This window comes from Streptomyces sp. NPDC099050, from assembly GCF_044759865.1.
In the GTDB taxonomy this organism is placed as follows: Bacteria; Actinomycetota; Actinomycetes; order Streptomycetales; family Streptomycetaceae; genus Streptomyces.
In genome coordinates, this window is record NZ_JBIWAE010000017.1 from 150,462 (window position 1) to 174,357 (window position 23,896).

At 71.5% G+C, this 23,896-nt stretch carries 22 protein-coding genes and 1 pseudogene; 13 read left to right on the forward strand and 10 right to left on the reverse strand.

The features are described 5' to 3' along the window. Window positions 1-136: 136 nt before the first annotated feature. From ACIQV3_RS26870 to ACIQV3_RS26890, 5 genes and pseudogenes are all read right to left on the reverse strand, one after another. Window positions 137-1,453, reverse strand: coding sequence for an amidohydrolase (locus ACIQV3_RS26870; RefSeq protein WP_403716191.1), 1,317 nt, complete (start codon window positions 1,451-1,453; stop codon window positions 137-139). A 149-nt stretch (window positions 1,454-1,602) separates the two neighbouring features. Next, window positions 1,603-2,760, reverse strand: a complete 1,158-nt coding sequence (locus tag ACIQV3_RS26875) for a hypothetical protein (RefSeq protein ID WP_403716193.1) — start codon at window positions 2,758-2,760, stop codon at window positions 1,603-1,605. A 123-nt stretch (window positions 2,761-2,883) separates the two neighbouring features. Next, on the reverse strand, window positions 2,884-3,792 hold the full coding sequence (locus ACIQV3_RS26880; protein ID WP_389436224.1) for an N-acetylneuraminate synthase family protein: 909 nt from the start codon (window positions 3,790-3,792) through the stop codon (window positions 2,884-2,886). Between the two features lie 447 nt (window positions 3,793-4,239). Next, window positions 4,240-4,761, reverse strand: a pseudogene (locus ACIQV3_RS26885) (cytidylyltransferase domain-containing protein); the annotation flags it as partial. Further along, entirely contained in the window at window positions 4,758-6,203 is a 1,446-nt protein-coding gene (locus ACIQV3_RS26890; RefSeq protein WP_403716071.1) for a DUF6716 putative glycosyltransferase, read from the reverse strand. The pseudogene ACIQV3_RS26885 and the gene ACIQV3_RS26890, both read right to left, overlap by 4 nt. 176 nt (window positions 6,204-6,379) lie before the next feature. Between ACIQV3_RS26890 and ACIQV3_RS26895 the strand changes: the two genes are divergently transcribed. Beyond that, complete coding sequence (locus ACIQV3_RS26895; RefSeq protein ID WP_403716196.1) at window positions 6,380-7,405, forward strand: glycosyltransferase family 2 protein; 1,026 nt, start codon at window positions 6,380-6,382, stop codon at window positions 7,403-7,405. Between the two features lie 17 nt (window positions 7,406-7,422). Continuing rightward, window positions 7,423-8,796: a polysialyltransferase family glycosyltransferase gene (locus ACIQV3_RS26900; protein ID WP_403716198.1), complete on the forward strand. Its 1,374-nt coding sequence runs from the start codon at window positions 7,423-7,425 to the stop codon at window positions 8,794-8,796. A gap of 13 nt (window positions 8,797-8,809) precedes the next feature. Here ACIQV3_RS26900 and leuE read toward each other — a convergent pair whose 3' ends face one another. Continuing rightward, window positions 8,810-9,484: a leucine efflux protein LeuE gene (leuE, locus tag ACIQV3_RS26905; RefSeq protein ID WP_403716073.1), complete on the reverse strand. Its 675-nt coding sequence runs from the start codon at window positions 9,482-9,484 to the stop codon at window positions 8,810-8,812. A 79-nt stretch (window positions 9,485-9,563) separates the two neighbouring features. Then, window positions 9,564-11,147 carry a methylmalonyl-CoA mutase gene (locus ACIQV3_RS26910; protein ID WP_403716075.1) on the reverse strand — a complete coding sequence of 528 codons (1,584 nt, stop codon included), beginning with the start codon at window positions 11,145-11,147 and terminating at the stop codon, window positions 9,564-9,566. Window positions 11,148-11,336: 189 nt separating this feature from the next. Here ACIQV3_RS26910 and ACIQV3_RS26915 point away from each other — a divergent pair, with 189 nt between their 5' ends. Beyond that, entirely contained in the window at window positions 11,337-12,221 is an 885-nt protein-coding gene (locus ACIQV3_RS26915; RefSeq protein WP_403716077.1) for a L,D-transpeptidase family protein, read from the forward strand. Window positions 12,222-12,519: 298 nt separating this feature from the next. On the opposite strand, the gene ACIQV3_RS26920 is transcribed toward ACIQV3_RS26915, so the two are convergent. Further along, window positions 12,520-13,614: a hypothetical protein gene (locus tag ACIQV3_RS26920; protein WP_403716079.1), complete on the reverse strand. Its 1,095-nt coding sequence runs from the start codon at window positions 13,612-13,614 to the stop codon at window positions 12,520-12,522. Then, the gene (locus ACIQV3_RS26925; protein WP_403716200.1) at window positions 13,614-14,387 is read right to left on the reverse strand and encodes an RNA polymerase sigma factor; all 774 of its coding nucleotides are present in this window, start codon (window positions 14,385-14,387) and stop codon (window positions 13,614-13,616) included. Before ACIQV3_RS26925 ends, ACIQV3_RS26920 begins: the two co-directional genes overlap by 1 nt. Before the next feature lie 407 nt (window positions 14,388-14,794). Here ACIQV3_RS26925 and ACIQV3_RS26930 point away from each other — a divergent pair, with 407 nt between their 5' ends. From ACIQV3_RS26930 to ACIQV3_RS26975, 10 genes are all read left to right on the forward strand, one after another. After that, window positions 14,795-15,436, forward strand: coding sequence for a 2-oxo-4-hydroxy-4-carboxy-5-ureidoimidazoline decarboxylase (locus ACIQV3_RS26930; RefSeq protein ID WP_403716082.1), 642 nt, complete (start codon window positions 14,795-14,797; stop codon window positions 15,434-15,436). A 152-nt stretch (window positions 15,437-15,588) separates the two neighbouring features. Then, window positions 15,589-15,969 (forward strand): succinate dehydrogenase, cytochrome b556 subunit, encoded by a 381-nt coding sequence (gene sdhC, locus ACIQV3_RS26935; protein ID WP_403716083.1) that lies wholly within the window; start codon window positions 15,589-15,591, stop codon window positions 15,967-15,969. 5 nt (window positions 15,970-15,974) lie between these two features. Next, window positions 15,975-16,457 carry a succinate dehydrogenase hydrophobic membrane anchor subunit gene (locus tag ACIQV3_RS26940; RefSeq protein WP_243333595.1) on the forward strand — a complete coding sequence of 161 codons (483 nt, stop codon included), beginning with the start codon at window positions 15,975-15,977 and terminating at the stop codon, window positions 16,455-16,457. A gap of 23 nt (window positions 16,458-16,480) precedes the next feature. Next, window positions 16,481-18,235, forward strand: coding sequence for a succinate dehydrogenase flavoprotein subunit (gene sdhA, locus ACIQV3_RS26945; RefSeq protein WP_403716087.1), 1,755 nt, complete (start codon window positions 16,481-16,483; stop codon window positions 18,233-18,235). Then, window positions 18,235-19,002 carry a succinate dehydrogenase iron-sulfur subunit gene (locus ACIQV3_RS26950; protein WP_250744036.1) on the forward strand — a complete coding sequence of 256 codons (768 nt, stop codon included), beginning with the start codon at window positions 18,235-18,237 and terminating at the stop codon, window positions 19,000-19,002. Before sdhA ends, ACIQV3_RS26950 begins: the two co-directional genes overlap by 1 nt. 110 nt (window positions 19,003-19,112) lie before the next feature. Next, window positions 19,113-19,637 (forward strand): hypothetical protein, encoded by a 525-nt coding sequence (locus ACIQV3_RS26955; protein WP_403716089.1) that lies wholly within the window; start codon window positions 19,113-19,115, stop codon window positions 19,635-19,637. 71 nt (window positions 19,638-19,708) lie between these two features. Further along, window positions 19,709-20,467 carry an alpha/beta fold hydrolase gene (locus tag ACIQV3_RS26960; RefSeq protein WP_403716091.1) on the forward strand — a complete coding sequence of 253 codons (759 nt, stop codon included), beginning with the start codon at window positions 19,709-19,711 and terminating at the stop codon, window positions 20,465-20,467. A 118-nt stretch (window positions 20,468-20,585) separates the two neighbouring features. Further along, the gene (locus tag ACIQV3_RS26965) at window positions 20,586-21,008 is read left to right on the forward strand and encodes a hypothetical protein (RefSeq protein WP_403716095.1); all 423 of its coding nucleotides are present in this window, start codon (window positions 20,586-20,588) and stop codon (window positions 21,006-21,008) included. Between the two features lie 6 nt (window positions 21,009-21,014). After that, complete coding sequence (locus tag ACIQV3_RS26970; protein ID WP_403716097.1) at window positions 21,015-21,434, forward strand: thiol-disulfide oxidoreductase DCC family protein; 420 nt, start codon at window positions 21,015-21,017, stop codon at window positions 21,432-21,434. A gap of 10 nt (window positions 21,435-21,444) precedes the next feature. Beyond that, window positions 21,445-22,215, forward strand: a complete 771-nt coding sequence (locus tag ACIQV3_RS26975; RefSeq protein ID WP_403716100.1) for a TetR family transcriptional regulator — start codon at window positions 21,445-21,447, stop codon at window positions 22,213-22,215. Window positions 22,216-22,222: 7 nt separating this feature from the next. On the opposite strand, the gene ACIQV3_RS26980 is transcribed toward ACIQV3_RS26975, so the two are convergent. Then, window positions 22,223-23,779 carry an ABC transporter substrate-binding protein gene (locus tag ACIQV3_RS26980; protein ID WP_403716202.1) on the reverse strand — a complete coding sequence of 519 codons (1,557 nt, stop codon included), beginning with the start codon at window positions 23,777-23,779 and terminating at the stop codon, window positions 22,223-22,225. Window positions 23,780-23,896: the final 117 nt, after the last annotated feature.

Genomic DNA, 23,896 nt, shown 5'->3' on the forward strand with positions numbered 1-23,896 from the left:
AAAGGCCCGTTCATGAGTCGTTACCGGATCGTCGTGAACCAGACAGTGACCGATCAGTAACTGCCGACGCGTCCGACCCATGTGTACCAAGGGCTGGACGCGTCCGCCGGATCAATCGCCGATGTTGTACGAACTCCTACCCGCCCGACCCCGCGAGCCTGGCGCGTCGCCCTTCGGGGGAGCGTCCGTCGAGCAGCGCCGCGGCCGTGAAGAACTCCACGCCGACCCCGATCGCGGCCTCGTCCACGTCGAAGTCACCCCGGTGCAGATCCCGCTTCGCGGTGTCCCCCGGCGTACGGACGCCCAGGCGCGCCATGGCTCCGGGGACGTGCTCCAGGTACCAGGAGAAGTCCTCGCCGCCCAGGCTCTGCTCGGTGTCCTCGACCGAGTCGGCCCCGCGCCGGGCGCTCATCGCCTCGCGCAGCAGTTCGGTGACCATCGGATCGTTGACGACCGGGGGGACCCCGCGCACGTAGGTGATCTCCGACTTGGCGCGGTGCATCGCGGCGATCTCGTCGATGATCGCGTGGATCTGGTCGGGTGCCTCGTGCCAGGAGTTCAGGTCCAGGCACCGAACGGTTCCGGACAGCTCCGCGTGCATCGGGATGACGTTGCAGGCGTGCCCGGCCTCGATCCGGCCCCAGGTCACCGACATGCCCGAGCGGGCGTCCATCCGCTTGGTCAGCAGGGCCGGCAGGTCGAGGGCGAGCCGGGCGGCCGCCGTCACCAGGTCCGTGGTCAGGTGCGGACGGGCGGTGTGCCCGCCGGGGCCTTCGAGGGTGACCTCCAGCCGGTCGCAGGCCGAGGTGATGGGCCCGCTGCGCAGGCCGATCCGGCCGGCGTCGACCCGGGGGTCGCAGTGCAGGGCGATGATCTTGCCGACTCCGTCCAGCACCCCGGATTCGATGGCCTCGGTGGCGCCGCCGGGCAGCACCTCCTCGGCGGGCTGGAAGAGCAGCCGCACCGGCCGGGGCAGCTCGCCCTTGCGGTCGAGCTCGGCGAGGACGAGGCCGGCGCCGAGCACCACGGCGGTGTGCACGTCGTGGCCGCAGGCGTGGGCGCGGTCCGGGACGGTCGAGCGGTACGGGACGTGCGTCTTGGCATCCGGGATGGGCAGGGCGTCGATGTCCGCGCGCAGGGCCAGCATCGGACGTACGCCGCCCTCCCGTCGCCCACCACCACCCTCGAAGGAGCTGCGCGCCCCTTCGTCCCAGGTGCCGACGTCACAGATGAGCCCGGTGCCCGACTTCAGCACCCGCGGGCTCAGGCCCGCTTGCTCCAGCCGGGCCTTGATCGCCGCCGTGGTGCGGAACTCCTGGTGTCCTAGCTCGGGATGCATGTGCAGGTCCCGGCGGAAGGCGATCAGTTCGGCGCGCAGGTGGTCCGGAAGCTTGCCGGGCAGCTCGGGCCGGTCGGGCGCGGCGGGCTGGGCGGTCTGGGACTCGCGGGACATCAACTGGTTCACCCGTTTAAGGGTAGGGCCACCCATGGGTCAACTGGCTGGAGATCACCAAAAGTTCATGCCGTTAGGGGAAAGAAACCCGGCCTCTGGACGCATGACCGGGTGAAGCCGCGGGTAAACTCGCGCGCTCAACTGTCCACTCATCCGGCCGCTGAAGCCGTCTGAGCAGGAAGTCTGTGCACATCACGGGCGGTGTCGGTGACCCCGGCGAGGAATCCGCGGGCCCGCTCGGAGGCCGACGCGGTGAGCCAGCTCGGATCGACATCGCATACGGCCACGGTCACGCCGGTGCCGATCAGCGCGTAGGGCAGGGTGTGGACGACCGTGGAGGGGAAGCTGACGATCGTCCGGCCGACCGGACCCCGCCTGGCGATCAGCTCCAGCGGCAGGTCCGGACGTACGATCTCCAGCCCCGTCGCCTCGCTCAGCAGGCGCAGCTTCTCCGGGGATTCCCGGCGGTGGGCGAAGTAGCGGGTGGCCCCGTGTTGCAGGGTCAGGGCGCGCACCGCCTCCAGGTAGCGGTCCGGATCGACCACGCCGGTCTCCACCAGCGAGGTCCCGACCAGGTCCGTGCCCTTGGTCAGGCGGGGCGGGCCGAAGCGGGCCCGGGTCCACGCGAAGTCGTTGAGCCGCACCGTCATCCCGCTGTGCGCGGTGACCGGCATCGAGCTGAACACCTCGACGCGGCGGCGCCCGCCGGCCCCCGGGGTGAACCGCCGCCGGGCCGTCGCGGAGACCGGCGCGTACGCCAGCTCGCGCAGCCGGCCCGGGAGCCCGCCGCCGCCGACCCGGTGCCAGCGCACGAGGCGCTCGCCGCGGGCCGTCTGGGCGACGAACTCCATGGTCGCGGTGCCGTCGTCGACCACGACGAGCTCCTCGGCCCGGACGAGCGTGAGCAGGAGCTGTACGTAGCGGGAGAACGGATCCCCTATCACCACCCGCTCGGCCGCCCGTACCTCCCGCGCGAGCGCGGCCAAGGCCTTGACCGGCGCGAACCGGCCGCCTCGGGCCTCCTGCCACTGCACCTCGTGCCCCTCGTCCCGGGCCAGCCCCGCCATCCGGCGCAGCTGCCCCCGGGACATGGGGTCGGTGGGCGGGAGCACCACGATCCGCAGGCCTGCGGCGGCGGAAGCGACCGGCCCGGACCCGTTCCCGCCGCCGCCGTGGGCCGGCTGGCGCGGGACGACTCCGAGGAGCCGTCCGGCGCCCTGGGCGTGCGCCCACTCCAGGACGTTGAGCAGCTGGACCGGACTTTCGACGAAGGCCAGGGTCGGGGCGGGGGCTGAGCGGGTCACCAGGTGCTCCTCGTCGGAGGGTGGAGGGAACGGTGCGGCCGGCGCCGCGCCGGACGGAGTCCGGCGCGGCGCGCCGGAGCCCGGGAGGCCCGCCAGGGCCGGACGGTGCGAGGGGTGCGTAAAGGATCAGACCGAGGCGAGCTCGCCCTGGACGCGGCGGAGCTTCTTCATCGGGCCGAGCTCGGAGTCGTAGACCCGCTTGATGCCGTCGCCGAGCGCGGTCTCGATGGTGCGGATGTCGCGGACCAGGCGGGTCAGGCCGCCCGGCTCGACGGAGGCGGCCTGGTCGGAGCCCCACATCGCGCGGTCGAGGGTGATGTGGCGCTCGACGAAGGTGGCGCCCAGCGCGACGGCGGCCAGGGTGGTCTGCAGGCCCGTCTCGTGGCCGGAGTAGCCGATCGGAACGTTCGGGTACTCCTCCTGAAGGGTGTTGATCACCCGCAGGTTGAGCTCCTCGGCCTTGGCCGGGTACGTGGAAGTGGCGTGGCAGAGCAGGATGTTGTCGCTGCCGAGCACCTCCACCGCGTGCCGGATCTGCTTCGGGGTGGACATGCCGGTGGAGAGGACCACGGTGCGGCCGGTGGCGCGCAGGGCGCGCAGCAGCTCGTCGTCGGTCAGCGAGGCCGAGGCGACCTTGTGGGCGGGGACGTCGAACTTCTCCAGGAAGGCGACGGCCTCGGTGTCCCACGGGGAGGCGAACCAGTCGATGCCGCGCTTGGCGCAGTGCTCGTCGATGGCGCGGTACTCGTCCTCGCCGAACTCCACGCGGTGGCGGTAGTCGATGTAGGTCATCCGGCCCCAGGGGGTGTCGCGCTCGATGTCCCACTGGTCGCGGGGGGTGCAGATCTCGGGGGTGCGCTTCTGGAACTTCACGGCGTCGCAGCCGGCTTCGGCGGCGGCGTCGATGAGGGCGAGGGCGTTGCCGAGCTCACCGTTGTGGTTGATGCCGATCTCGCCGACGACGTAGACGGGGTGGCCGGGGCCGGCGATGCGGGAGCCGAAGGTCCGGAGGCGGGGGGCGGGGGTGACCGTCATGGCAGGGCTGTCCTTCGGAGCGTGGGGTGTACGAGTACGAGCGGGTGCGGGCACGGGCGCCGGCACCGGGGTGTGGACCGCTGAGGTGGGGAACGGGGTGGGGAGGGGTGCGGTGGCCGGTGTGGCCACGGGGGTGAGTACGGGTACGAGGGCGCGGGCGCGGGCCAGGTCGTGGGGATCGTCGATCTCCAGCACCCGTGCCGGGTCGGTGGCGACCGGGAGGGTCCGCCCGAAGAAGCGGTGGCGGGCGGTCCGGAAGCCGGCGGCGTCCATGGCGTAGGCGGCGCCGGTCTCCAGGAGGTCCTGGGGGCGGTCCTGGCGGCGGGGGCGGTACGCGAGGTCGTGGTTGACCCCGCTCCCAGAGCCGTCGGGGGCCGCCCGCCAGAGGAAGCCGTGGAAGGGAGCCGCGGTGAGCGCGGAGTCGGCGGCGCCGGACGCGACGGCGACGGCGACGGACTCCACGTCGGAGGCGGTGACGAAGGGGCTGGTGCACTGGACGAGGAGGACCACGTCGACGGTGACGGAGTGCAGTTCCTCGAAGGAGTCGAGGGCGTGCAGCACGGCGGCCTCGCTGGTGGCGGTGTCCCCGGAGATCCCGGCGGGGCGCCGCAGCACGACGGCACCGGCCCCGCGGGCCGCGTCGCCGATGGCCTCGGAGTCGGTGGACACCAGGACGTCGGTGACGGTCGCGGCGCCGAGGCAGGCGCGGACGGCCCGGACCACGAGCGGCATCCCTCCGACGTCGGCCAGGTTCTTCCCGGGCACGCCCTTGGACCCCCCGCGTGCGGGGATCACGGCGAGCACCCTGGGCACGGCGCGGGCCTCGCGGAGGGATCCCGCGGGGTCGGCGGCGGTGGCGGGCGCGGCGGTGGCGGCGGCGGGCGCGGTGGTGGCGGCGGCGGTGGCGGCGGGCGCGGTGGCGCGCGCGGCGGTGGCCGGCGCGGCGGCTCCGGCCGGGCGGGTGCTCACAGCTCCCCCAGGCGGCGGATCACCGGCGCGACGCGCTGGACGCCGTGGCGGTAGGCACCCCGGGCGGCCTCGCGCAGGTGGGCGCGGAGCCGGCGGCGCAGCCGGGATCCACCGGCCGTGGCGCGGGGCGCGCCGGACAGCGGGTGCCCGTCGGGGCCGAGGTGGTGCCTGGCGAGGATTCCGGGCAGGTAGCCCGGCGCGGTGTCCTGGGTGTAATAGGGCGCCGGGGCCGGGAGCGGGCCTTCGGCTAGCAGCTCGGTGAGGCGTGCCCGCGCGGCGGTGTAGGGGTCGTACGCGCCGGCCGCACCAGGCGAACCGGCAGGTCCGGCCGGGGTGCTCGCCGGCGCGCCCACGCCCTGGGCCGCGAGCCAGTCCGGATCGGCCTTCGGGAGCAGGCCCGCGTCGAGCTGGGTCCAGGAGGCCATGCAGCCGGAGCCCAGGAAGTGGTGGTTGCCGAGGGTCTCGCGGACGCCGAGGTCGGTCAGCACGGCCGTCGGGATGCCCCGGTGCAGGGATTCCAGGGCCGCCGTGGAGGAGACGGTGACCAGCAGGTCCGTGCCGTCCAGGACCTCGCCCATGTTTCCGTACACCAGACGGCAGTTGGAGGGGAGGCCGCCGGGGAGCTGCTGCGCCAGGCGCTGGTACGGGAGCTCCTCCAGGTGCGTGGTGTGCTCGCCCGGCCGGCTGCGCAGCTTGATCAGCACCTCGCGCCCGGGGTGCAGCCGGGCGTGTTCCGCGGCGCGGCGCAGCAGGTAGGTACGGTCCGCGCGGTTCTCCGGCACGGAGGGCTGGACCGCGAAGACCACGCGGTGGATGGTGCTGCCCACCGGGTCGTACGTGTCGGCTTCGGCCGGTGCGAGGAAGGGGAGGGCGGTTTCCACGACGGCACCGGCGTCGGCGCCGACGCCCTCGTAAACCGCGCGGAACCGCTCCGCGTCGTGGCGGGAGTTGGCGAGGACCAGGTCGGCCCCGTGGCGCAGCAGCAGGCCGTCGGCGAGCTTCTCGTAGACGACTCCGACGTACCCGGTGACGAACACCGGCCGCGCGCCCGGCTCCGGCCACAGGGCCCGGGCCCCGTGCAGGACGGCCTGGACGGCGCCGCCGACCAGGGCGAGCACGACGACGTCGTAGGCGCTGTCGCCGGCGCGGCCGTGGGCGCTGCCGTGGGCGTTGCCGGGCTCCCCCCGCGGCGTGCGGAGTTCGGCGAGGAACTCCGCGCAGGTGACCTCGGTGAGCCGGTCCGCCCGGACCCCGACCTCGCCGAGCTGGCGCGCGGTGGGCGTGGCCCGGCCACGGAGCAGGTAGCCGGTCAGGTGGACGGAGTCCGGGTCCGTGGAAAGGCGGCGGGCGGTGAGCGCTCCCCATTTCCAGCGGGTGTCGGAATCGGCGAGTACGGCCACACGGAGGGCGGGCGGTGGGGCCGCGCGGTTGCTTGCTGGCACCCGGCAGAAGTTATTCCGGCTTTTCGGTGATCGGCCCAACGAATGCACAACAGCGGGTTAACAACCCGTCGATTCCGCGCGAAAGCGTCCGGGTTAACGTCCCTGCCGTGCGTCGTTCACGTGGAATCCGCATGCGGGCCACGGTGAATGACGAGCGGCGCCCTAATGTCTCGTTCGTGCTCAAGCTCTCTGTTGTCGTGCCGTTCTTCAACGTGCAGACGTATGCGCCGGATGCCCTGAAAAGCCTCGAACTCAACGCTCGGGAAGATTTCGAGTTCCTGCTCGTCGACGACCGTTCGACGGACGGGACGCCCGCGCTCCTGGAGCGGGCGGCCCGCGAGCTGCCCGGGGCCGTACACCTCAGACACGAGCGCAACGGCGGCCTGGCGACGGCCCGGAACACCGGTCTGGACGCGGCCCGCGGGGAGTACATCGCCTTCATGGACGGGGACGACTGGCTGGCGCCGGGCCACCTGGCCCGGACCCTGGCCGCCATCGAGGACCTGGGCTGCGATTTCGTCCGTACCGACCACGTCCAGTGCACGGACAGGACCCGCGTGGTCCAGCGCGTTCCCTACGGGCCGGACTCGGTGGTGGCCGATCCGCGCACCGGGATCCTGCCCGTCAGCCGCGCGACCTCGGTGGACTATCCGTACGCCTGGGCGGGGATGTACCACCGGCGGCTGCTGGACCGCGGGCTGCTGCACTTCACGGACGGGCTGCGGACGGCGGAGGACCGGCCGTGGATCTGGCGGCTGCACCGGGAGGCGGAGTCCTTCGCGCCGGTCGGTCTGCCCGGAATCTTCTACCGTCGCGGGGTTTCCACCTCGCTGACACAGATCGGTGACGAGCGTCAGCTCGATTTCATTCGGGCATTCGATCAAGTTCTGACCGATACGGCCGCCGACCGGGATTCCGACCTTTTCCTCCCGAAGGCCGTCCGAACATACTGTGCGATTATCGCGCACCATGTCGGGTCCATCGAAAGGTTCGAACCAGCCGTGGCCAGAAAACTCCGCTCGATGAGCACGGCCGCGCTCGGCAGAATGCCCCAGCAGGTCCTTGACCAGACGCTCGACTCGATGGACGCCGACCGCGCGGCCCTGCTCCGCCGGCTCCGCAAGCGCTCCACGGCCGGATCCGCTCCCGCGAGTTCCGCCGCTTCTGCCGCGTCTGCCGCTTCCACCGGGGTGACGGCGTGAACGTCACCCAGATCTTCATGGCCTCCACCCTCTACGGCACGGCCACCCTCGCCGCCGCCCTCGACGCGGACCTCTTCCCGCCCGCCGGCCGCCGGATCCTGCTCACCAGCAACCACTCCGTCACCGCCGAGATCGCCCCCGGTCTGACCGCCGCGCCCGGCTTCGCCACCCTGAGCACCCGCTTCGACGAGGTCCTCGACTGGAACGCCGTCATCGCCCCGATGCACCCCAGCACCTGGAGCCCGCGCCCCGAGGACGTCCCGCTGTGGGAACGCCTGTTGCGCTCCTCGTGGGGGCTGGGCGACGACCGCGTCGAGCTGATCGTGGAATCCCTCCAGGTGCCGCCCGCCCAGAGCCTGTGCCGGATCTTCCCCGGTGCGGCCATGGAGGTCTACGCCGACGGGCTGATGAGCTACGGTCCCACCCGCTTCCGCCTCGATCCCGGGCTCGGGATGCGCGTACGGCGGGTGCTGCACCTGGACCTCGTACCGGGCCTGGAGCCGCTGCTGCTGACCGAGTTCGGCGTACGGGCCGAGGCGATCCCGGCCGCCGCCTTCCTCAAGGTCATCGGCGAGCTCGAAGGAGCGGTGGAGACGCCGGAGCAGACGCCGGAGCGGACGCCGCGGCGGAGCGCGACGGCGCCGGCCGGGGCGGACTCCGAGGGCCCGGACGCCCCGGCGCTCCTGCTGGGCCAGTACCTCTCCGCCCTCGACCTGGTGCCGGCCGCCGAGGAGGAGGAGCTGCACGGGGAGATGGTCCGGGGCGCGCACGCGCTGGGCCACCGCGAGCTGGTCTTCAAACCGCACCCCAGCGCCCCCGCCGCCTACGCCCGCCGGGCGGAGGAGGAGGCCGAGCGGCTCGGCGTCCGGCTGACCGTACTGAGCACCCCGGTGCTCGCCGAGACCCTCTACGAGCGGCTGCGCCCGGCGCTGGTCGTCGGCTGCTTCTCCACGGGACTGCTGACCGCCGCCACCCTGTACGGGCTCCCGGTGGCCCGGACCGGCACGGGGGCCGTCCTCGCGCGCCTGTCCCCGTACCCGAACAGCAACCGGATCCCGCTCGTGCTGGCCGACGCCCTGCTGCCCGACCTCGCGGACCCCGCGGCCGTACGCTCCTGGACCCCGCCGGGGCCCGAACGGGTCGCGGCCGAACTGACCGGCCTGATCACGGCGGTGGGCTTCACCATGCAGCCCAAGATCCTCGCGGAGCGCCGCGCGGAGGCCGAGGGCTGGCTCGCCGCGAACCTGACCGCGGACACCTGGCGCTACTTCACCCGCCGCCGGCTGACCACCCTGGGCCTGCCGGGCGGCATCCCGGCGCAGTTCTCCTTCCTGCCCCGCAGCCGCGCCGCGCGCCGCGTCGCCCGGCTGCTGCGCAGGGCGGTCAGCTGACCGCCCCGCCGGGTCAGCTGACGGCGAGCTTCGCCGCGAAGCCGAGGAACAGCACGCCCGCCGCCGAGCTGGCCCCGGCCGCGAGCCGCTTGCGGCGCCGGAAGGCGGCCGCCAGCCGGTTGCCGCCGAAGATCAGCGTGGTCAGGTAGAGGAAGCTGCCGATCTGCATCAGGGTGCCCAGCAGCAGGAAGGACAGTGCCGGGTAGGCGTAGGCCGAGTCCACGAACTGCACGAAGAAGGACATCAGGAACAGGATGGCCTTCGGGTTGAACACGCTGATCAGCAGCGCCCGCCGGTAGGGCCGTTCCGTCTCGCCGGCCTTCACCGCGGCGGCGGCCACGCCCGCCTCCGGGACGGACTCACCGGCCGCGGCGCGCTCGCGGCGGGCGCGCCACATGGTCCACGCGCCCCGCAGCATGCCGATGGCGAGCCAGGTCAGGTACCCGGCGCCGAGCAGTTTGACGACGCCGAACACGATCGGGCTGGTCTGCAGCAGCGCCCCGGCGCCGACCGCGGCCAGGGTCATGAGCAGGGCGTCCCCGGTGAACACGCCGGCGGCGGCCCGGTACCCCTGGCGGACCCCGCCGCGCGCGGCGACGGAGAGCACGTAGAGCGAGTTCGGCCCCGGCAGCAAAATGATCAGCACCAGGCCGGCGATGTACGTCGGAAGATCTGTGACACCCAGCATGTGCAGGAGTGTCCCATGGGGACACACCTGTCGCGCCAGTTGATTTCACGGACTGGGACCACATCGCAATCAGCCCCGGTCACCAGCCGGAATCAGCCGGCACGTACGTCCCCCACACCTCCCGCAGCACCCCGCACACCTCCCCCACCGTGGCCCGGGCCCGCAGCGCCTCCCGCATCGGGTAGAGCACGTTCTCCGTGCCCGCCGCCGCCTCCCGGAGCGCCGCGAGCGCCTCGTCCACGGCCGCCCCGTCGCGCCCCGCCCGCAGCGCGGCCAGGGAGGCCCGCTGCCGGTCCTCGATCGCCGGATCCACCCGCAGCGGCTCGTACGGCTCCTCCTCGTCCAGCGCGAAGCGGTTGACCCCGACCACCACGCGCTCGCCGCTCTCGGTCTCCCGGGCGATCCGGTACGCGTTCCGCTCGATCTCCTCCTTCTGGAAGCCCGCCTCGATCGCGGCCACCGCCCCGCCCATCGCCTCCACCCGCGCCATCAGGTCGAGCGCCGCCGCCTCCACCTCGTCCGTCATCCGCTCCACCGCGTAGGACCCGGCGAAGGGGTCGACGGTGTGCGGCACGTCCGTCTCGTACGCCAGCACCTGCTGGGTCCGCAGCGCGAGGCGGGCCGACTTCTCGGTGGGCAGCGCGATCGCCTCGTCGAAGGAGTTGGTGTGCAGCGACTGGGTGCCGCCCAGCACGGCGGCCAGGCCCTGCACGGCCACGCGCACCAGGTTGAGCTCCGGCTGCTGCGCCGTCAGCTGCACTCCGGCGGTCTGGGTGTGGAAGCGCAGCATCAGGGACCTCGGGTCCCGGGCCCCGAACTCCTCGCGCATGACGCGGGCCCAGATCCGCCGGGCGGCGCGGAACTTCGCGACCTCCTCCAGGAGGGTGGTGCGGGCGACGAAGAAGAACGACAGCCGGGGCGCGAAGGCGTCGACCTCCATCCCGGCGGCCAGCGCGGTCCGTACGTACGCGATCGCGTCGGCCAGCGTGAAGGCGATCTCCTGCGCGGGCGAGGCCCCGGCCTCGGCCATGTGGTAGCCGGAGATGGAGATGGTGTTCCACTTCGGGAGCTCGCCTTGGCAATAGCGGAAGACGTCGGCCGTCAACCTCAGGGAGGGGCCGGGCGGGAAGATGTAGGTCCCCCGTGCGACGTACTCCTTCAGCACGTCGTTCTGGACCGTGCCGGTCAGCAGGCCGGGCTCGATCCCCTGCTCCTCGGCGACCAGTTGGTAGAGCAGGAGCAGCGGCGCGGCCGGCGCGTTGATCGTCATCGAGGTGGACACCCGGTCGAGCGGGATCCCGTCGAACAGCACCCGCATGTCCTCGACCGAGTCGATGGCCACGCCCACCTTTCCGACCTCGCCGTGCGCGAGCGGGGCGTCGGAGTCGTGACCCATCTGGGTGGGCAGGTCGAAGGCCACGGACAGCCCGGCGGCGCCGCCCGCGATGAGCCGGCGGTAGCGCGCGTTGGACTCGGCGGCCGTACCGAAACCGGCGTACTGGCGCATGGTCCAGGGCCGCCCGGTGTACATGGTCGGGTGGACGCCCCGGGTGTACGGGTACTCCCCCGGCTCCCCCAGTTCGGTCCCGGGGTCCCAGCCGGCGAGGTCGCCCGGGCCGTAGACGGGCGCGATCGGGATCCCGCTCTCGGTGTGCCGCTCCATGTGACGCGCTCCTTCGTGGATCCGAGGGGCCCGGGGCTGATAAAACGTCCCCGCAGCGACCTCTCTGCGACCTCTCTGCGACCGCTCCGCGACCGCTGGTCACAATGGCGCAACATCGCGGCCGTCCCTGCAACTGACCACGCCCACGTCGCATCACCTAGATACACACGTAGAAATCGGGGGACCGCTATGCACCGCCAGAAGGTAATAATCCGCGCACTCGGCCTGGCCACCGCCGTCGCACTCGCCGCGACCGCATGCGGACCGAAGAACCCGGAGTCCGCGGGCCCCGGTCCTTCCGCTCCCGCATCGCCCACGGCGGTCGCCACTCCCGACGCCTCGCCGTCGACGGACGGAAAGCCCGGCGACGCCTCGCCGTCGGCGTCCCCGTCCTCCTCGCCGTCCTCCTCGCCCTCGCCCTCCGCCTCGCCCAAGCCGACCGTGAAGCAGATCATGGCGAACGGTGACGACAGCGAGCTGGTCCGCGAACTGCAGGCCCGACTGCGCCAGCTCAAGCTGATGTCGGTCGCTCCGACCGGTTTCTACGGTTCGAAGACGACCGCCGCGGTCAAGACCTTCCAGTCGAAGAACGGCCTGACCGCCACCGGCGGCGTGGACGAGCCCACCTGGAAGAAGATCCAGAACGCCACCAAGAGGCCGACCGCCGCCGAGCTGCGCCCGCCGACCGTCAACGAGCCGGACGCGCCCGACGCGCGTTGTATGACCGGCCGGGTGATGTGCATCAGCAAGGAGAGCCGCACCCTCGCCTGGATGATCGACGGGAAGGTCGTCTCCACGCTGGACGTGCGCTTCGGCTCGGAGAAGACCCCGACCCGCGAGGGCGAGTTCAAGGTGGAGTGGAAGGCCAAGGACTGGACGTCGACGATCTACCACACGCCGATGCCGTACTCGATGTTCTTCAACGGGGGCCAGGCCGTGCACTACTCGGCCGACTTCGCCGCCCGCGGTTACGCCGGCGCCTCGCACGGCTGCGTGAACGTCCGGGACAAGGCCAGGCTGGCGACGCTGTTCGACGCGGTGAAGGTCGGCGACAAGGTCGTCGTCTACTGGTGACCCGCGGGAGGTGCCTGCGGACGGTGACCTGCGGGAGGTGACCTGCGGGAGGTGACCTGCGGACCACCCGGCGCGGGGGCGCCCGATCCCGGCGTCACCGGTCGGAAGTTGAGGGCGCGGGCGGGATCGGGGGAACGAATCCCGCCCGCGCCGGTTGCGCAGAGCCCAGGGGTACGGGGGGAACCCCGGCTCATGCGCGGCCGATGACCAGTCGGCTCGTTATGTACTGCGCCGCCGGTTCGAAAAGTGTTACAGGCGGGACGCGAACCGTTTCAGGCCAGTGTCCGATAGCCGGTCCTCAGCGGTCCGGACCCGCCTCCGGACCCGCCTCCGTGCGCTCCGGCTGAGCCGTCCCGGCCGGGACCAGGCCCAGCGAACGCGACGGGGAGTCCGGGCCCGAGGGGGATCCCCCGGGCGGCGCGGAACCCGGCGGGGAGCCCGGCGTCTCTCCGCCCGATCCCCCGCCGGTGGCCAGGCCGAGCACCACCTGGCAGTAGCGCGGGACCCGCAGCAGCCCCTTGGCCAGGCGCACGAGCTTCTCGCGGCGGGCATCGTCGAGCCGCCCCGCCCGGTAGTCCCGGCAGAGCTCCACCGCTCCGGTGCGGCCCTCCCGGTCCCGGTCCGAACCACCCGCGGTGTCGGTCGCCGCGCCGTCGGCGCCGCCCTGGCGCGAGCGGTCGCCCCGGCCGTCCTTGCTCCCGGCCGAGCCGCCGTCCGCGGGCGGCTGCGTGCCGGTGTCTCCGGTCACCCCGGCGGCGGCGCCGGGTCCCGTCGTCGTACGTCCGTCCCCGCCCGGGGTGTTGCCCGGGCTCGGGATGCCGCCGCGGGGCTCGCCGCGCGGCGCGGTGGTGCGCGACGGCGCCAGGGGCGTCGCGTAGCCGCCGTCCGACAGGGCGGCCGGGGAGGATCCGGCCGTCACGGAGACGGCGGGCAGCTCCCCGGCGGCGTTCCGGGCGGGGCGGTCCAGCAGTCCGGTGCCCGCGGCGGCCGCGAGGCCGCCCACGGCGACGCTCGCCACGGCGGCGGCGAGGGCGAAGCGGACCGGCCGGCCGCGCCGGGAACCGCGTCCGGCCGGGCCGGACCGCGGGCCGAGCTCGACCACCGTGTCCGCGGAGCCGAACAGCGCGGTGTCCGGAGCCCGCGTCTGCGCCACCGCCCGGAGTACGGATCCGCGCGCGCGGAACGCGGCCACGGCGGCGGCCTCTCCGCGCAGTTCCCCCGGGAGCCCGCCCGGCGCCGCGGGTGGCGGCGGCTCGGCGAGTGCGTCGAGGGCGGCGCGCAGCCGCTCGGCCCGGACCCGGGCACGGTGCTCGGCGCCAGGTACGGCCGGTTCCCCGCGCAGCAGTGCGTCCGCCGCGGCTTCGTCCAGCCACCTGTCGCGCTCGTCGGCCATCACATGTCCTTCTGCGTCCGCCAACGTGAATCCGTCACACCGGTTTGTTCTACGAGATCCGCGGCGCGGACCCGCTGTGCGGGAACGGCGTCGAGGTCCCGTCCGCCCCCCGCGCCCCGTGCGCGACTCCCGTCATTATCGCCGAGGCCGCGCGCCCGCCCGGAGCCGACGGCGACGGCGGAGCCGGGACCCGGCCCGGCGTCGGAACCGGGGTCGAAGTCCTCGGCCCCGTCGAGCAGCTCGGCCAGCTTCTTCAGGCCCCGGTGCGCGGCGGTGCGCACCGCGCCGGGCCGTTTGCCCAGGGTCTCGGCCGCGCTCTTGGCGTCGAGGCCGACGACCACCCGCAGGACGACCGCCTCGGCCTGGTCCTGCGGGAGCTGGGCTATGAGTTCCATCGTGCGGCAGGTGGAGAGGGACTCCATGGCCTCGCTGGCGGTGTCGGACTCGGCCGCGTGGCCCGTCAGCTCGGTCTCGTCCCCGCCGACGGCGGGCCGGCGGCCGCGCATGCGGATGTGGTCGAGGGCCCGGTTGCGGGCGATGCGGGCGGCCCAGCCGCGGAAGCGGTCGGCGTCGCCGGTGAAGGAGTCGAGGTCGCGGGCGATCTGCAGCCAGGCTTCGGAGGTGACGTCCTCGGCGTCGCCGTCCCCGACGAGCGTGCGGACGTATCCGAGCAGGCGCGGGTGCACGGCGCGGTACACAGAACGGAACGCGAGCTCGTCGCCGTCTTGTGCCGCGAGCACCGCGGTGGTCAGCTCCGCGTCGTCCCCCAGCAAAATCCCCAACCCGTTCACAGTCCCGTATGTGTGGCGCAAATCAGCACGTTACGGCTTTCAAGCACCTTCGTCCACGAGTTGTACAACGCGCAACCATCCCTGCGCGGAGCGAGGTGTGACACAAAACGCACCGAAGGCGCTGAGAGGGGTGCGGGCTTGTCGCACGAGTCCGCGACGGATGGCGGCCGGGGCCTCTCCTGTGGGGGGTGGCGGCCTCGGTCGCCTTCCCCTTCTCTCCGGGTCTCTCCGGCCTCCGCCGCCGTCCTCCCGGCCATCATGCCCCGGCCTTCCGCGCGGTCGCCGAGCGGCCCCGCACCTGGCCCGGCACGTGCTCCCGTCATCCTTTCGGCTCACTTCCGGGTGAAATCCCGGAATGGGTACGACACACCCGGCTCCGCGTCGATAGCGTGGCGGGACACCCGCGCCACGCCACGAGGAGCCCCACGCTGTCCAGCCACCTTCCGGCACAGGCCCGAGGAGGCTCCGACCCTTCCCACGGCTCCCACCCCCTCCACGACGACGGCCGTTTCGACGGAGCCGGGCTCGTACGGTTCAACGCCCTGTCCCCTGAAGCCGCGCACGCCGCCCTGCTGCACTGCTGCGGCAGCCGGCGCTGGGCCCATCGGGTGGCCGCCCACCGCCCTTACCCCGACTTCGGCGCGCTACTCGCCGCCGCCGACGAAGCTTCGTACGACCTTTCCCAGGGGGACCTCTCCGAGGCGCTGGCCTGCGAGTTCCCGCCGGAACTGGAGCGCGGGGCCTCGTACGCCGCGCTCCTCGCGCTCGACGCGGCGCACGGGGAGTACGAGCGCACCTTCGGGCACGCCTTCGTGATCTGCCTCGACGGAACCACCCCGGAGGAGCAGGCCGACCAGCTGCTGGCCGCGATCCGGCGGCGGATGGAGCTGGACGTGGACGAGGAGCGCGCGATCTCCGCGGACGAGCTCCGTCGCGTCGCGCAGGTCCGGCTCGCCGACCTGACACACTGGCTGACCTCGGCGGATGGGGTATCTGCGGCCGAATTCGGTCTATTCGCCCCTGTGGGATAGTCCGTCCGTGCCTGTTTGATCACACCGATGGCCCCCGCGCGAGGGAACCGACAAAGCGTCGCTACGATGTCCGGGGCCGGAGGACCGTACCCGGCCGGGCCCGACCGACAAAGAAGCCGGCTGGCCCCCGCCCCGCTTCCGGAGGGTTTTCCGTGCCGGCTGGAACGTTGTACCGCGGCCGGGAAGGAATGTGGTCCTGGGTGGCTCATCGAGTCACCGGCGTCCTCATCTTCTTCTTCCTGTTCGTACACGTCCTCGACACCGCTCTCGTCCGCGTCTCCCCCGAGGCGTACGACGATGTCGTGGCTACCTACAAGACGCCGATCGTCGCGCTGCTGGAGTACGGCCTCGTCGCCGCAATCCTGTTCCACGCGCTCAACGGTCTCCGTGTCATCGCCGTGGACTTCTGGTCCAAGGGCCCCCGCTACCAGAAGCAGATGCTCTGGACCGTGGTGGGCATCTGGGTCGTGCTGATGGTCATGGCCCTGTACCCCGTCCTCGGACACGCTTACCTCGAACTCTTCGGGAAGTGACACGCATGTCTTCTGACACTTCTTTCGAAAAGGGCATCGGTGACGTGGAGGGCGTGTCCCTCTACGACGTCGACAACCCGGCGCCGTACATCGAGGCACCGCGCAAGCGCACCAGCAAGACCCCGCGCTCGACGCGCGGCAACTTCGAGATGGTCGCGTGGCTCTTCATGCGCCTCTCGGGCATCGTGCTCGTCGTCCTGGTCATCGGCCACCTGCTGATCCAGCTCGTCCTCGACGGCGGCGTCTCCAAGATCGGCTTCGCCTTCGTGGCGGGCCGCTGGGCCTCCCCGTTCTGGCAGGGCTGGGACCTGCTGATGCTGTGGCTCGCGATGCTGCACGGCGCGAACGGTCTGCGTACCGTCATCAACGACTACGCGGAGCGCGCCAACACGCGCCTGTGGCTCAAGGGCCTGCTCTACACCGCCACGGTGTTCACCATTCTTCTGGGCACGCTGGTGATCTTCACCTTCGACCCGAACATCCGCTAGGCAACGGGGCTGAGGCGAAACCAATGAAGATCCACAAGTACGACACCGTCATCGTCGGGGCGGGCGGCGCAGGCATGCGCGCCGCCATCGAATCGACGAAGCGCAGCCGCACCGCCGTGCTGACCAAGCTCTACCCCACCCGCTCCCACACGGGCGCCGCGCAGGGCGGCATGGCCGCCGCGCTCGCCAACGTGGAGGACGACAACTGGGAGTGGCACACCTTCGACACGGTCAAGGGCGGTGACTACCTGGTCGACCAGGACGCCGCCGAGATCCTGGCGAAGGAGGCCATCGACGCGGTCCTCGACCTCGAGAAGATGGGCCTGCCGTTCAACCGCACCCCGGACGGCACCATCGACCAGCGCCGCTTCGGCGGGCACTCCCGCAACCACGGCGAGGCGCCGGTCCGCCGGTCCTGCTACGCCGCGGACCGCACCGGCCACATGATCCTCCAGACGCTGTACCAGAACTGCGTCAAGGAGGGCGTGGAGTTCTTCAACGAGTTCTACGTCCTGGACCAGCTCCTGGTCGAGGAGGACGGCGTCAAGAAGTCGGCCGGCGTGGTCGCGTACGAGCTCGCCACCGGCGAGATCCACGTGTTCCAGGCGAAGTCCGTCATCTACGCCTCCGGCGGCACCGGCAAGTTCTTCAAGGTGACCTCCAACGCGCACACCCTCACGGGTGACGGCCAGGCGGCCTGCTACCGCCGCGGCCTGCCGCTGGAGGACATGGAGTTCTTCCAGTTCCACCCGACCGGCATCTGGCGCATGGGCATCCTGCTGACGGAGGGCGCCCGCGGTGAGGGCGGCATCCTCCGCAACAAGGACGGCGAGCGCTTCATGGAGAAGTACGCGCCGGTCATGAAGGACCTCGCGTCCCGTGACGTCGTCTCGCGCTCCATCTACACCGAGATCCGTGAGGGCCGCGGCTGCGGTCCCGCCGGTGACCACGTGTACCTGGACCTGACGCACCTGCCGCCGGAGCAGCTCGACGCGAAGCTCCCGGACATCACCGAGTTCGCGCGCACCTACCTGGGCATCGAGCCGTACACGGACCCGATCCCGATCCAGCCCACCGCGCACTACGCCATGGGCGGCATCCCGACGAACGTCGAGGGTGAGGTCCTCATGGACAACACCACCGTCGTCCCGGGCCTGTACGCGGCCGGCGAGGTCGCCTGCGTGTCGGTGCACGGCGCGAACCGCCTGGGCACGAACTCGCTGCTGGACATCAACGTCTTCGGCAAGCGCTCGGGCATCGCGGCCGCCGCGTACGCCCACGCCCACGACTACGTCGAGCTGCCCGAGAACCCGGCGCAGCAGGTCATCGACCAGGTCGAGCGGCTGCGCAACTCCACGGGCAACGAGCGGGTCGCCGACCTGCGCCTGGAGCTCCAGGAGACGATGGACGCCTGCGTGATGGTGTTCCGCACCGAGCAGACGATCAAGACCGCGGTCGAGAAGATCGCGGAGCTGCGCGAGCGGTACCTGAACGTGTCCGTCCAGGACAAGGGCAAGCGCTTCAACACGGACCTGCTGGAAGCCATCGAGCTGGGCAACCTGCTCGACCTGGCCGAGGTCATGGCCGTGTCCGCGCTGGCGCGCAAGGAATCCCGCGGCGGTCACTACCGCGAGGACTACCCGAACCGCGACGACGTCAACTTCATGCGCCACACCATGGCGTACCGCGAGGTGGACGACAACGGCCAGGACTCGGTCCGCCTGGACTACAAGCCGGTCGTCGTCACCCGCTACCAGCCGATGGAGCGTAAGTACTGATGGCCACCCCGACCCTCAGCAAGACGGACCAGATGGAGGCGGCGGCCGCCGCCTCGCCGTTCATCACGGTCACGTTCCGGATCCGCCGGTTCAACCCGGAGATCTCGGACGAGTCGACCTGGCAGGACTTCCAGATCGAGATCGACCCGAAGGAGCGCGTGCTCGACGGTCTCCACAAGATCAAGTGGGACCTCGACGGCACGCTGACCTTCCGTCGCTCGTGCGCGCACGGCATCTGCGGCTCCGACGCGATGCGGATCAACGGCAAGAACAGGCTCGCCTGCAAGACGCTGATCAAGGACATCAACCCGGAGAAGCCGATCACGGTCGAGGCCATCAAGGGCCTGACGGTGATGAAGGACCTCGTCGTCGACATGGAGCCCTTCTTCCAGGCGTACCGGGACGTCATGCCGTTCCTGGTCACCAAGGGCAACGAGCCGACGCGCGAGCGCCTGCAGTCCGCCGAGGACCGCGAGCGCTTCGACGACACCACCAAGTGCATCCTGTGCGCCGCGTGCACGTCCTCGTGCCCGGTGTTCTGGAACGACGGCCAGTACTTCGGCCCGGCGGCGATCGTCAACGCGCACCGCTTCATCTTCGACTCGCGCGACGAGGCGGGCGAGCAGCGCCTGGAGATCCTCAACGACAAGGACGGCGTGTGGCGTTGCCGCACGACCTTCAACTGCACCGACGCGTGCCCCCGCGGCATCGAGGTCACTAAGGCGATCCAGGAAGTGAAGCGGGCCCTGATCACCCGCCGCTTCTGATCTTTTGACGTACGAGGGCCCCGCCCCCGGTGTTCGCACCGGGGACGGGGCCCTTCGCGTACCGCCGATCGCCCTACTGGCCCGCCGAAGGCTGTGGAATCATCGGGCACATGAGTGAGCAGCAGCCGAACCCTTACGCGAGCGACGGCCAGGGCGACGAGTACAAGTGGGGTCCGAGCAACCCGAGTTACGGCTACCCACAGCCCTACCCGCAGCCCCCGGTTTACCAGCCGACCATCGGCGGAGCGGGCATCCCGGCCCAGATGCCGCCGATGCACCCCATGGGCTACCCGGCCGCCGGGCTCTCCCTGGGCGACATCACGATCGCCGGCGACCAGATCATCACCCCGTCGGGCACCATGCCGCTCAGGGGCGCGATCTGGAACGCCACGGACTTCTCCCGGACCGAGGAGAAGATCCCGGCGCACGCGATCGTGCTGGCCGTCATCTTCTTCCTGTTCTGCCTGCTCGGCCTGTTCTTCCTCCTGATGAAGGAGCGCCGCACGACGGGATACATCCAGATCACCGTCAACAGCGGCGGCCGTCACCACTCGACGATGATCCCCGCGGTGGACCCGGGCACCTACATGTGGGTCATGAGCCAGATCAACCAGGCGCGCGCGCTCAGCATGTGAACCCACCCGGTCCCGCGGGCCGGACGGGAATCCGGTGGCGGGACGGGGCCCGGTCTGGCAAAGATCACCGGATGACCATTTCTCATGATGCAGACGGTCCCGCCGACGCCCCGGCCGTCGTCCTGCTGCACTCCTCCGTGTGCGACCGGCGGATGTGGGAGCCGCAGTGGAAGCCGCTGCTCGCCGCCGGGTTCCGGGTGGTCCGGCCGGACTTCCGGACCTGCGGGAACTCCCCCGCCGCCGAAGCCCCGTACAGCGACCACGAGGACGTGCGGGAGCTGCTGGAGCACCTCGGGATCCGGCGGGCCGCGTTCGTCGGGAGCTCCTACGGCGGGCGGGTCGCGCTGACGCTGGCCGCGCTGCGTCCGGAGCTGGTGAGCGCGCTGGCGCTGCTCTGCCCCGCCCGGCCCGCGCAGCGGAGCGGCCCCGCACTGCTCGCCTTCAACGCCGCCGAGGCCGCCCTGCTGGACGCCGGCGACCTGGAGGGCGCGGCCGGACTCAACGCCCGCCAGTGGCTCGGCCCGGACGCCGACGAGGCCGTCCACGCCCTCGTACGGGCCATGCAGCTCGGGAACCTGCGGGGCGCCCTGGACGCCGACGGGGACCACGAGCTCCCCGAGCCCGCCTTCGAGCCCGCCGCCGTCACCGCCCCCGTCCTCGTCGTGGGCGGCGCGCACGACATCCCCGACTTCCGCGCGGTCCCCGCCGAGCTCGCCTCCCTCCTGCCCGGCGCCGTCCACGTCGAGCTGCCCTGGGCCGGACACCTCCCCTCCCTGGAACGCCCGGAGGAGATCACCCGGTTGCTGCTGGACTTCCTTCCCGGACGCTGACCCGGGACCGCCCGCGAGCCCCCTCCGAGACCTGCGCGCCATTCGCTTGAACCTGTTCAAAAATAGGTCTACAGTCAGCGACGTCAGCAGTTGAACACGTTCAAGGGGGCTGAGGGCAATGGACCTCACCGTGGTCGCGTACGTCATCTACCTGCTCATCAGCATCGGGCTCACCGTCTGGGTGGCCCGCACGCTCAGCCGCAACGGCCGCGTCTTCATCGGCGACGTCCTCCAGGGGAACGAGAAGCTCGCGGACGCCGTCAACCAGCTCCTGGTGGTCGGCTTCTACCTCGTCAACATCGGCTTCGTGACCCTCTACCTGCGCTCGGCCGACGAGATCGTCGCGGCCCGCGGGCTCTTCGAAGCCCTGTCGGTCAAGCTCGGAGTCGTGCTCCTGGTCCTCGGCTTCATGCACCTCGCGAACGTCTGGGTGCTGAACAAGATGCGCCGCCGGGGCATCATGGAGCGCCAGGGGACCCCGCCGGTCGCCCCCCAGGGGTGGACCACGCCCCAGCGGTGGACCGCACCCACCGGGGCCTGATCCCCCGTGACCACCGCGGCGACCCGGCACCTGACGGTGCTCTACGACGCGAACTGCCCGCTCTGCGTGCACATCCGGCACTGGCTGCTCGGCCAGCGCCGGCTCGTACCGCTCCGCCTCGTCCCCGCGGCCTCCGCGCAGGCGCGGCAGTGGTACCCGCGGCTCGACCACGCCGCGACGCTGAAGGAGATCACCGTCATCGGCGACTCCGGACAGGTGTGGACCGGGACGGACGCCTTCATCGTCTGCCTGTGGGCGCTGGCCGAGCACCGGCCGAAGGCGAACTGGCTGGCCACCCCGGCCGGCCGGCCCTTCGCCAGGGCGGCCATGTACACCGCCTCCACCTGGCGCGAGGCGGTGCGGGACGGGTCCCCGGCGAACGAAGGGGAACCGGCCTGTGACGACCAGTGTTCCCCGCCCCGATAGGCTCGGGACCGTGACTGATCAGAAGGCTCCCAAGAGCGAGCAGACCCGCACGCTCATCCTCGAAACCGCGCTCCGCCTCTTCCAGGAGCGCGGCTTCGACAAGACGACGATGCGCGGTATCGCCAAGGAGGCCGGAGTATCGGTCGGCAACGCCTACTACTACTTCGAGTCCAAGGAACACCTGGTCCAGGGCTTCTACGACCGGATCGGCGCCGCCCACCTGGCGGCGGTCCGGCCGATCCTGGACCACGAGACCGATCTGCAGAAGCGGCTCGCGGGCGTCCTGACCAGCTGGCTGGACATCGCGGCGCCGTACCACGAGTTCGCCTCGCAGTTCTTCAAGAACGCCGCGGACCCGGAGAGCCCGCTCAGCCCGTTCTCCCCGGAGTCGGAGGCGGCCCGCAAGCAGGCCATCGACATGCACCGCGAGGTGCTGGCGGGGGCCAAGACCAAGGTGCCGGACGAACTGGCCGACGTACTGCCGGAGCTGATGTGGCTCTCGCAGATGGGCCTGGTCCTCTACTGGGTCTTCGACCGCTCCCCGGACAGCGAGAAGACCCGCAAGCTCGCACAGCGCGGCGCGCAGCTCACGACCCGGGGCATCATCCTGGCCCGGTTCCGGGTGCTGCGGCCGCTGGTGCGCGAGGTGCACGAGCTGTTCACGGACTTCCTGCCGGGCATGGCCCAGTCGGCCGTGTCCCGTCCGGGCCGCAAGCGGGCCTCCGACCCCGACGCGGGGCCGGAGGAGGGCCCGGAGGTGGGCTCGGAGGTGGGCCCGTAGACGGGTCCTACAGCCAGCTCAGCTCCCACAGCCGCCACACGCCGGTGCCGTCCGAGAGGTACTGGGCGCCCGCGACGGCCTCGCGGGACATCACGTAGTCCTTCTTCTGCCAGATCGGCATCATCGGGACCTGCTGCGCCACCAGCTTCTGCAGGTTGCGGAAGTCGTCGGCGGCGGCGCCGCGGTCCGAGAAGGACTGGGTACGGGCGATGAGGGCGTCGACGCCCTTGTCGGAGTAGCCGTTGTTCATCGAGTTGTCGGCGCCGACGAGCGGGCCGAGGAAGTTGTCCGCGTCCGGGAAGTCGGCGATCCAGCCGATGGTGTAGGCGTCGAACTCGCCCGCCGCGTAGGCCTTCTGGAAGTCGTTCCACTTCTCGACCGGCTTGACGGTCAGCTTGAAGAGGCCGGTGGACTCCAGCTGGGCCTTGAGTTCCTCGGCCTCGGACACGTTCGCGCCGCGCTCGTTGACCCCGACGGTGATCGCGACCGGGGTGCTGACGCCGGCGTCCTTGAGCAGCTTCTTCGCGGTGAGCCCGTTCGGCGAGGGCCAGGCGTCGAAGAACGGCGTGCTGTGGGCGGCGATGCCCGCCGGGACGAGCGAGTAGAGCGGGGTGACGGTGCCCTTGAAGACCTCGGTCGCCACCTTGGCCCGGTCCACGGTCGCGGCGACCGCCTGGCGGACGGCGGGCTGGGCCACCGGGGAGCCGGGGCGGAGGTTGAAGACCATGCTGCGGATCTCCGTACCGCCCGAGGCCTGGTACCGGGTGTCCTCCAGGCCCGGGTTCAGGTCGGCCAGGACCGCCGGGGGCATGTCGCGGTGGGCGACTTCGATCCCGCGGTCGGTCCAGGCCTGATCCAGCTGCGCGGAGTCCTTGAAGTACTTCACGGTGACCGCGCTCTCGGAGACCTTGCCCTGGCCCTTGTACGAGGCGTTGGGCTTGAGCTCGGCGCTCGCGCCGGCCGTGTAGCCGGCGAGGGTGAAGGGGCCGGAACCGTCGACCTCCTCCTCCTCGCGCAGGGCCTTGGCCGGGTACTTGTCCTTGTCCACGATCGAGGCGGCGCCCGTCGCGATCTTGAACGGGAAGGTGGCGTCCCCGGCGGACAGGCTGAAGGTGACGGTGCGGCCCTCGGCCTTGACCGACTCCAGGGTGTTGAACAGTGGCGCCGGGCCCTGATCGGAGTTGATCGCCTTGATCCGGTCGAAGGAGTGCTTGACGTCCTCGGCGGTGATGGCGCGGCCGGAGGAGAACTTCACGTCCGGGCGCAGCTCGCACTGGTACGTGGTGAGCTTGTCGCCGATGAAGTTGCAGGCGGAGGCCGCGTCGGGCACCGGGGTGTCCGCACCGGACTTGATGGTCAGCAGCGACTGGTAGACGTTGCTGAACAGGGCCCAGGAGCCGGCGTCGTACGCGCCCGCGGGGTCGAGGGAGGAGACCACGTCGCTCGTGCCGACGCGGATCGGCTTGCCGCCACCGGCGCTCCCCGGCAGCAACTGCCAGGTGGCGGCGCCGACCACGCCGAGGACCAGCCCGGCCGCGATGACTTTCGAGCGGACAGACCGCAGCATCCTTGACTCCACCCATGCGGGCGCACACCGAAGTCTGCGACCAGTTATCCGATTATCGGTCACATCCCATCATGGAATTTCGGCCTCGGGAAGGCCGATTTGTTGCGTGGCGTT

Coding starts and splice junctions, on each gene's coding strand:
- ACIQV3_RS26870 (WP_403716191.1), bottom strand. CDS start 1,453: ATGTCCCGCGAGTCCCAGACCGCCCAGCCCGCCGCGCCCGACCGGCCC.
- ACIQV3_RS26880 (WP_389436224.1), bottom strand. CDS start 3,792: ATGACGGTCACCCCCGCCCCCCGCCTCCGGACCTTCGGCTCCCGCATC.
- ACIQV3_RS26900 (WP_403716198.1), top strand. CDS start 7,423: ATGGCCTCCACCCTCTACGGCACGGCCACCCTCGCCGCCGCCCTCGAC.
- leuE (WP_403716073.1), bottom strand. CDS start 9,484: ATGCTGGGTGTCACAGATCTTCCGACGTACATCGCCGGCCTGGTGCTG.
- ACIQV3_RS26910 (WP_403716075.1), bottom strand. CDS start 11,147: ATGGAGCGGCACACCGAGAGCGGGATCCCGATCGCGCCCGTCTACGGC.
- ACIQV3_RS26915 (WP_403716077.1), top strand. CDS start 11,337: ATGCACCGCCAGAAGGTAATAATCCGCGCACTCGGCCTGGCCACCGCC.
- ACIQV3_RS26920 (WP_403716079.1), bottom strand. CDS start 13,614: ATGGCCGACGAGCGCGACAGGTGGCTGGACGAAGCCGCGGCGGACGCA.
- ACIQV3_RS26940 (WP_243333595.1), top strand. CDS start 15,975: ATGTCTTCTGACACTTCTTTCGAAAAGGGCATCGGTGACGTGGAGGGC.
- sdhA (WP_403716087.1), top strand. CDS start 16,481: ATGAAGATCCACAAGTACGACACCGTCATCGTCGGGGCGGGCGGCGCA.
- ACIQV3_RS26950 (WP_250744036.1), top strand. CDS start 18,235: ATGGCCACCCCGACCCTCAGCAAGACGGACCAGATGGAGGCGGCGGCC.
- ACIQV3_RS26955 (WP_403716089.1), top strand. CDS start 19,113: ATGAGTGAGCAGCAGCCGAACCCTTACGCGAGCGACGGCCAGGGCGAC.
- ACIQV3_RS26960 (WP_403716091.1), top strand. CDS start 19,709: ATGACCATTTCTCATGATGCAGACGGTCCCGCCGACGCCCCGGCCGTC.
- ACIQV3_RS26965 (WP_403716095.1), top strand. CDS start 20,586: ATGGACCTCACCGTGGTCGCGTACGTCATCTACCTGCTCATCAGCATC.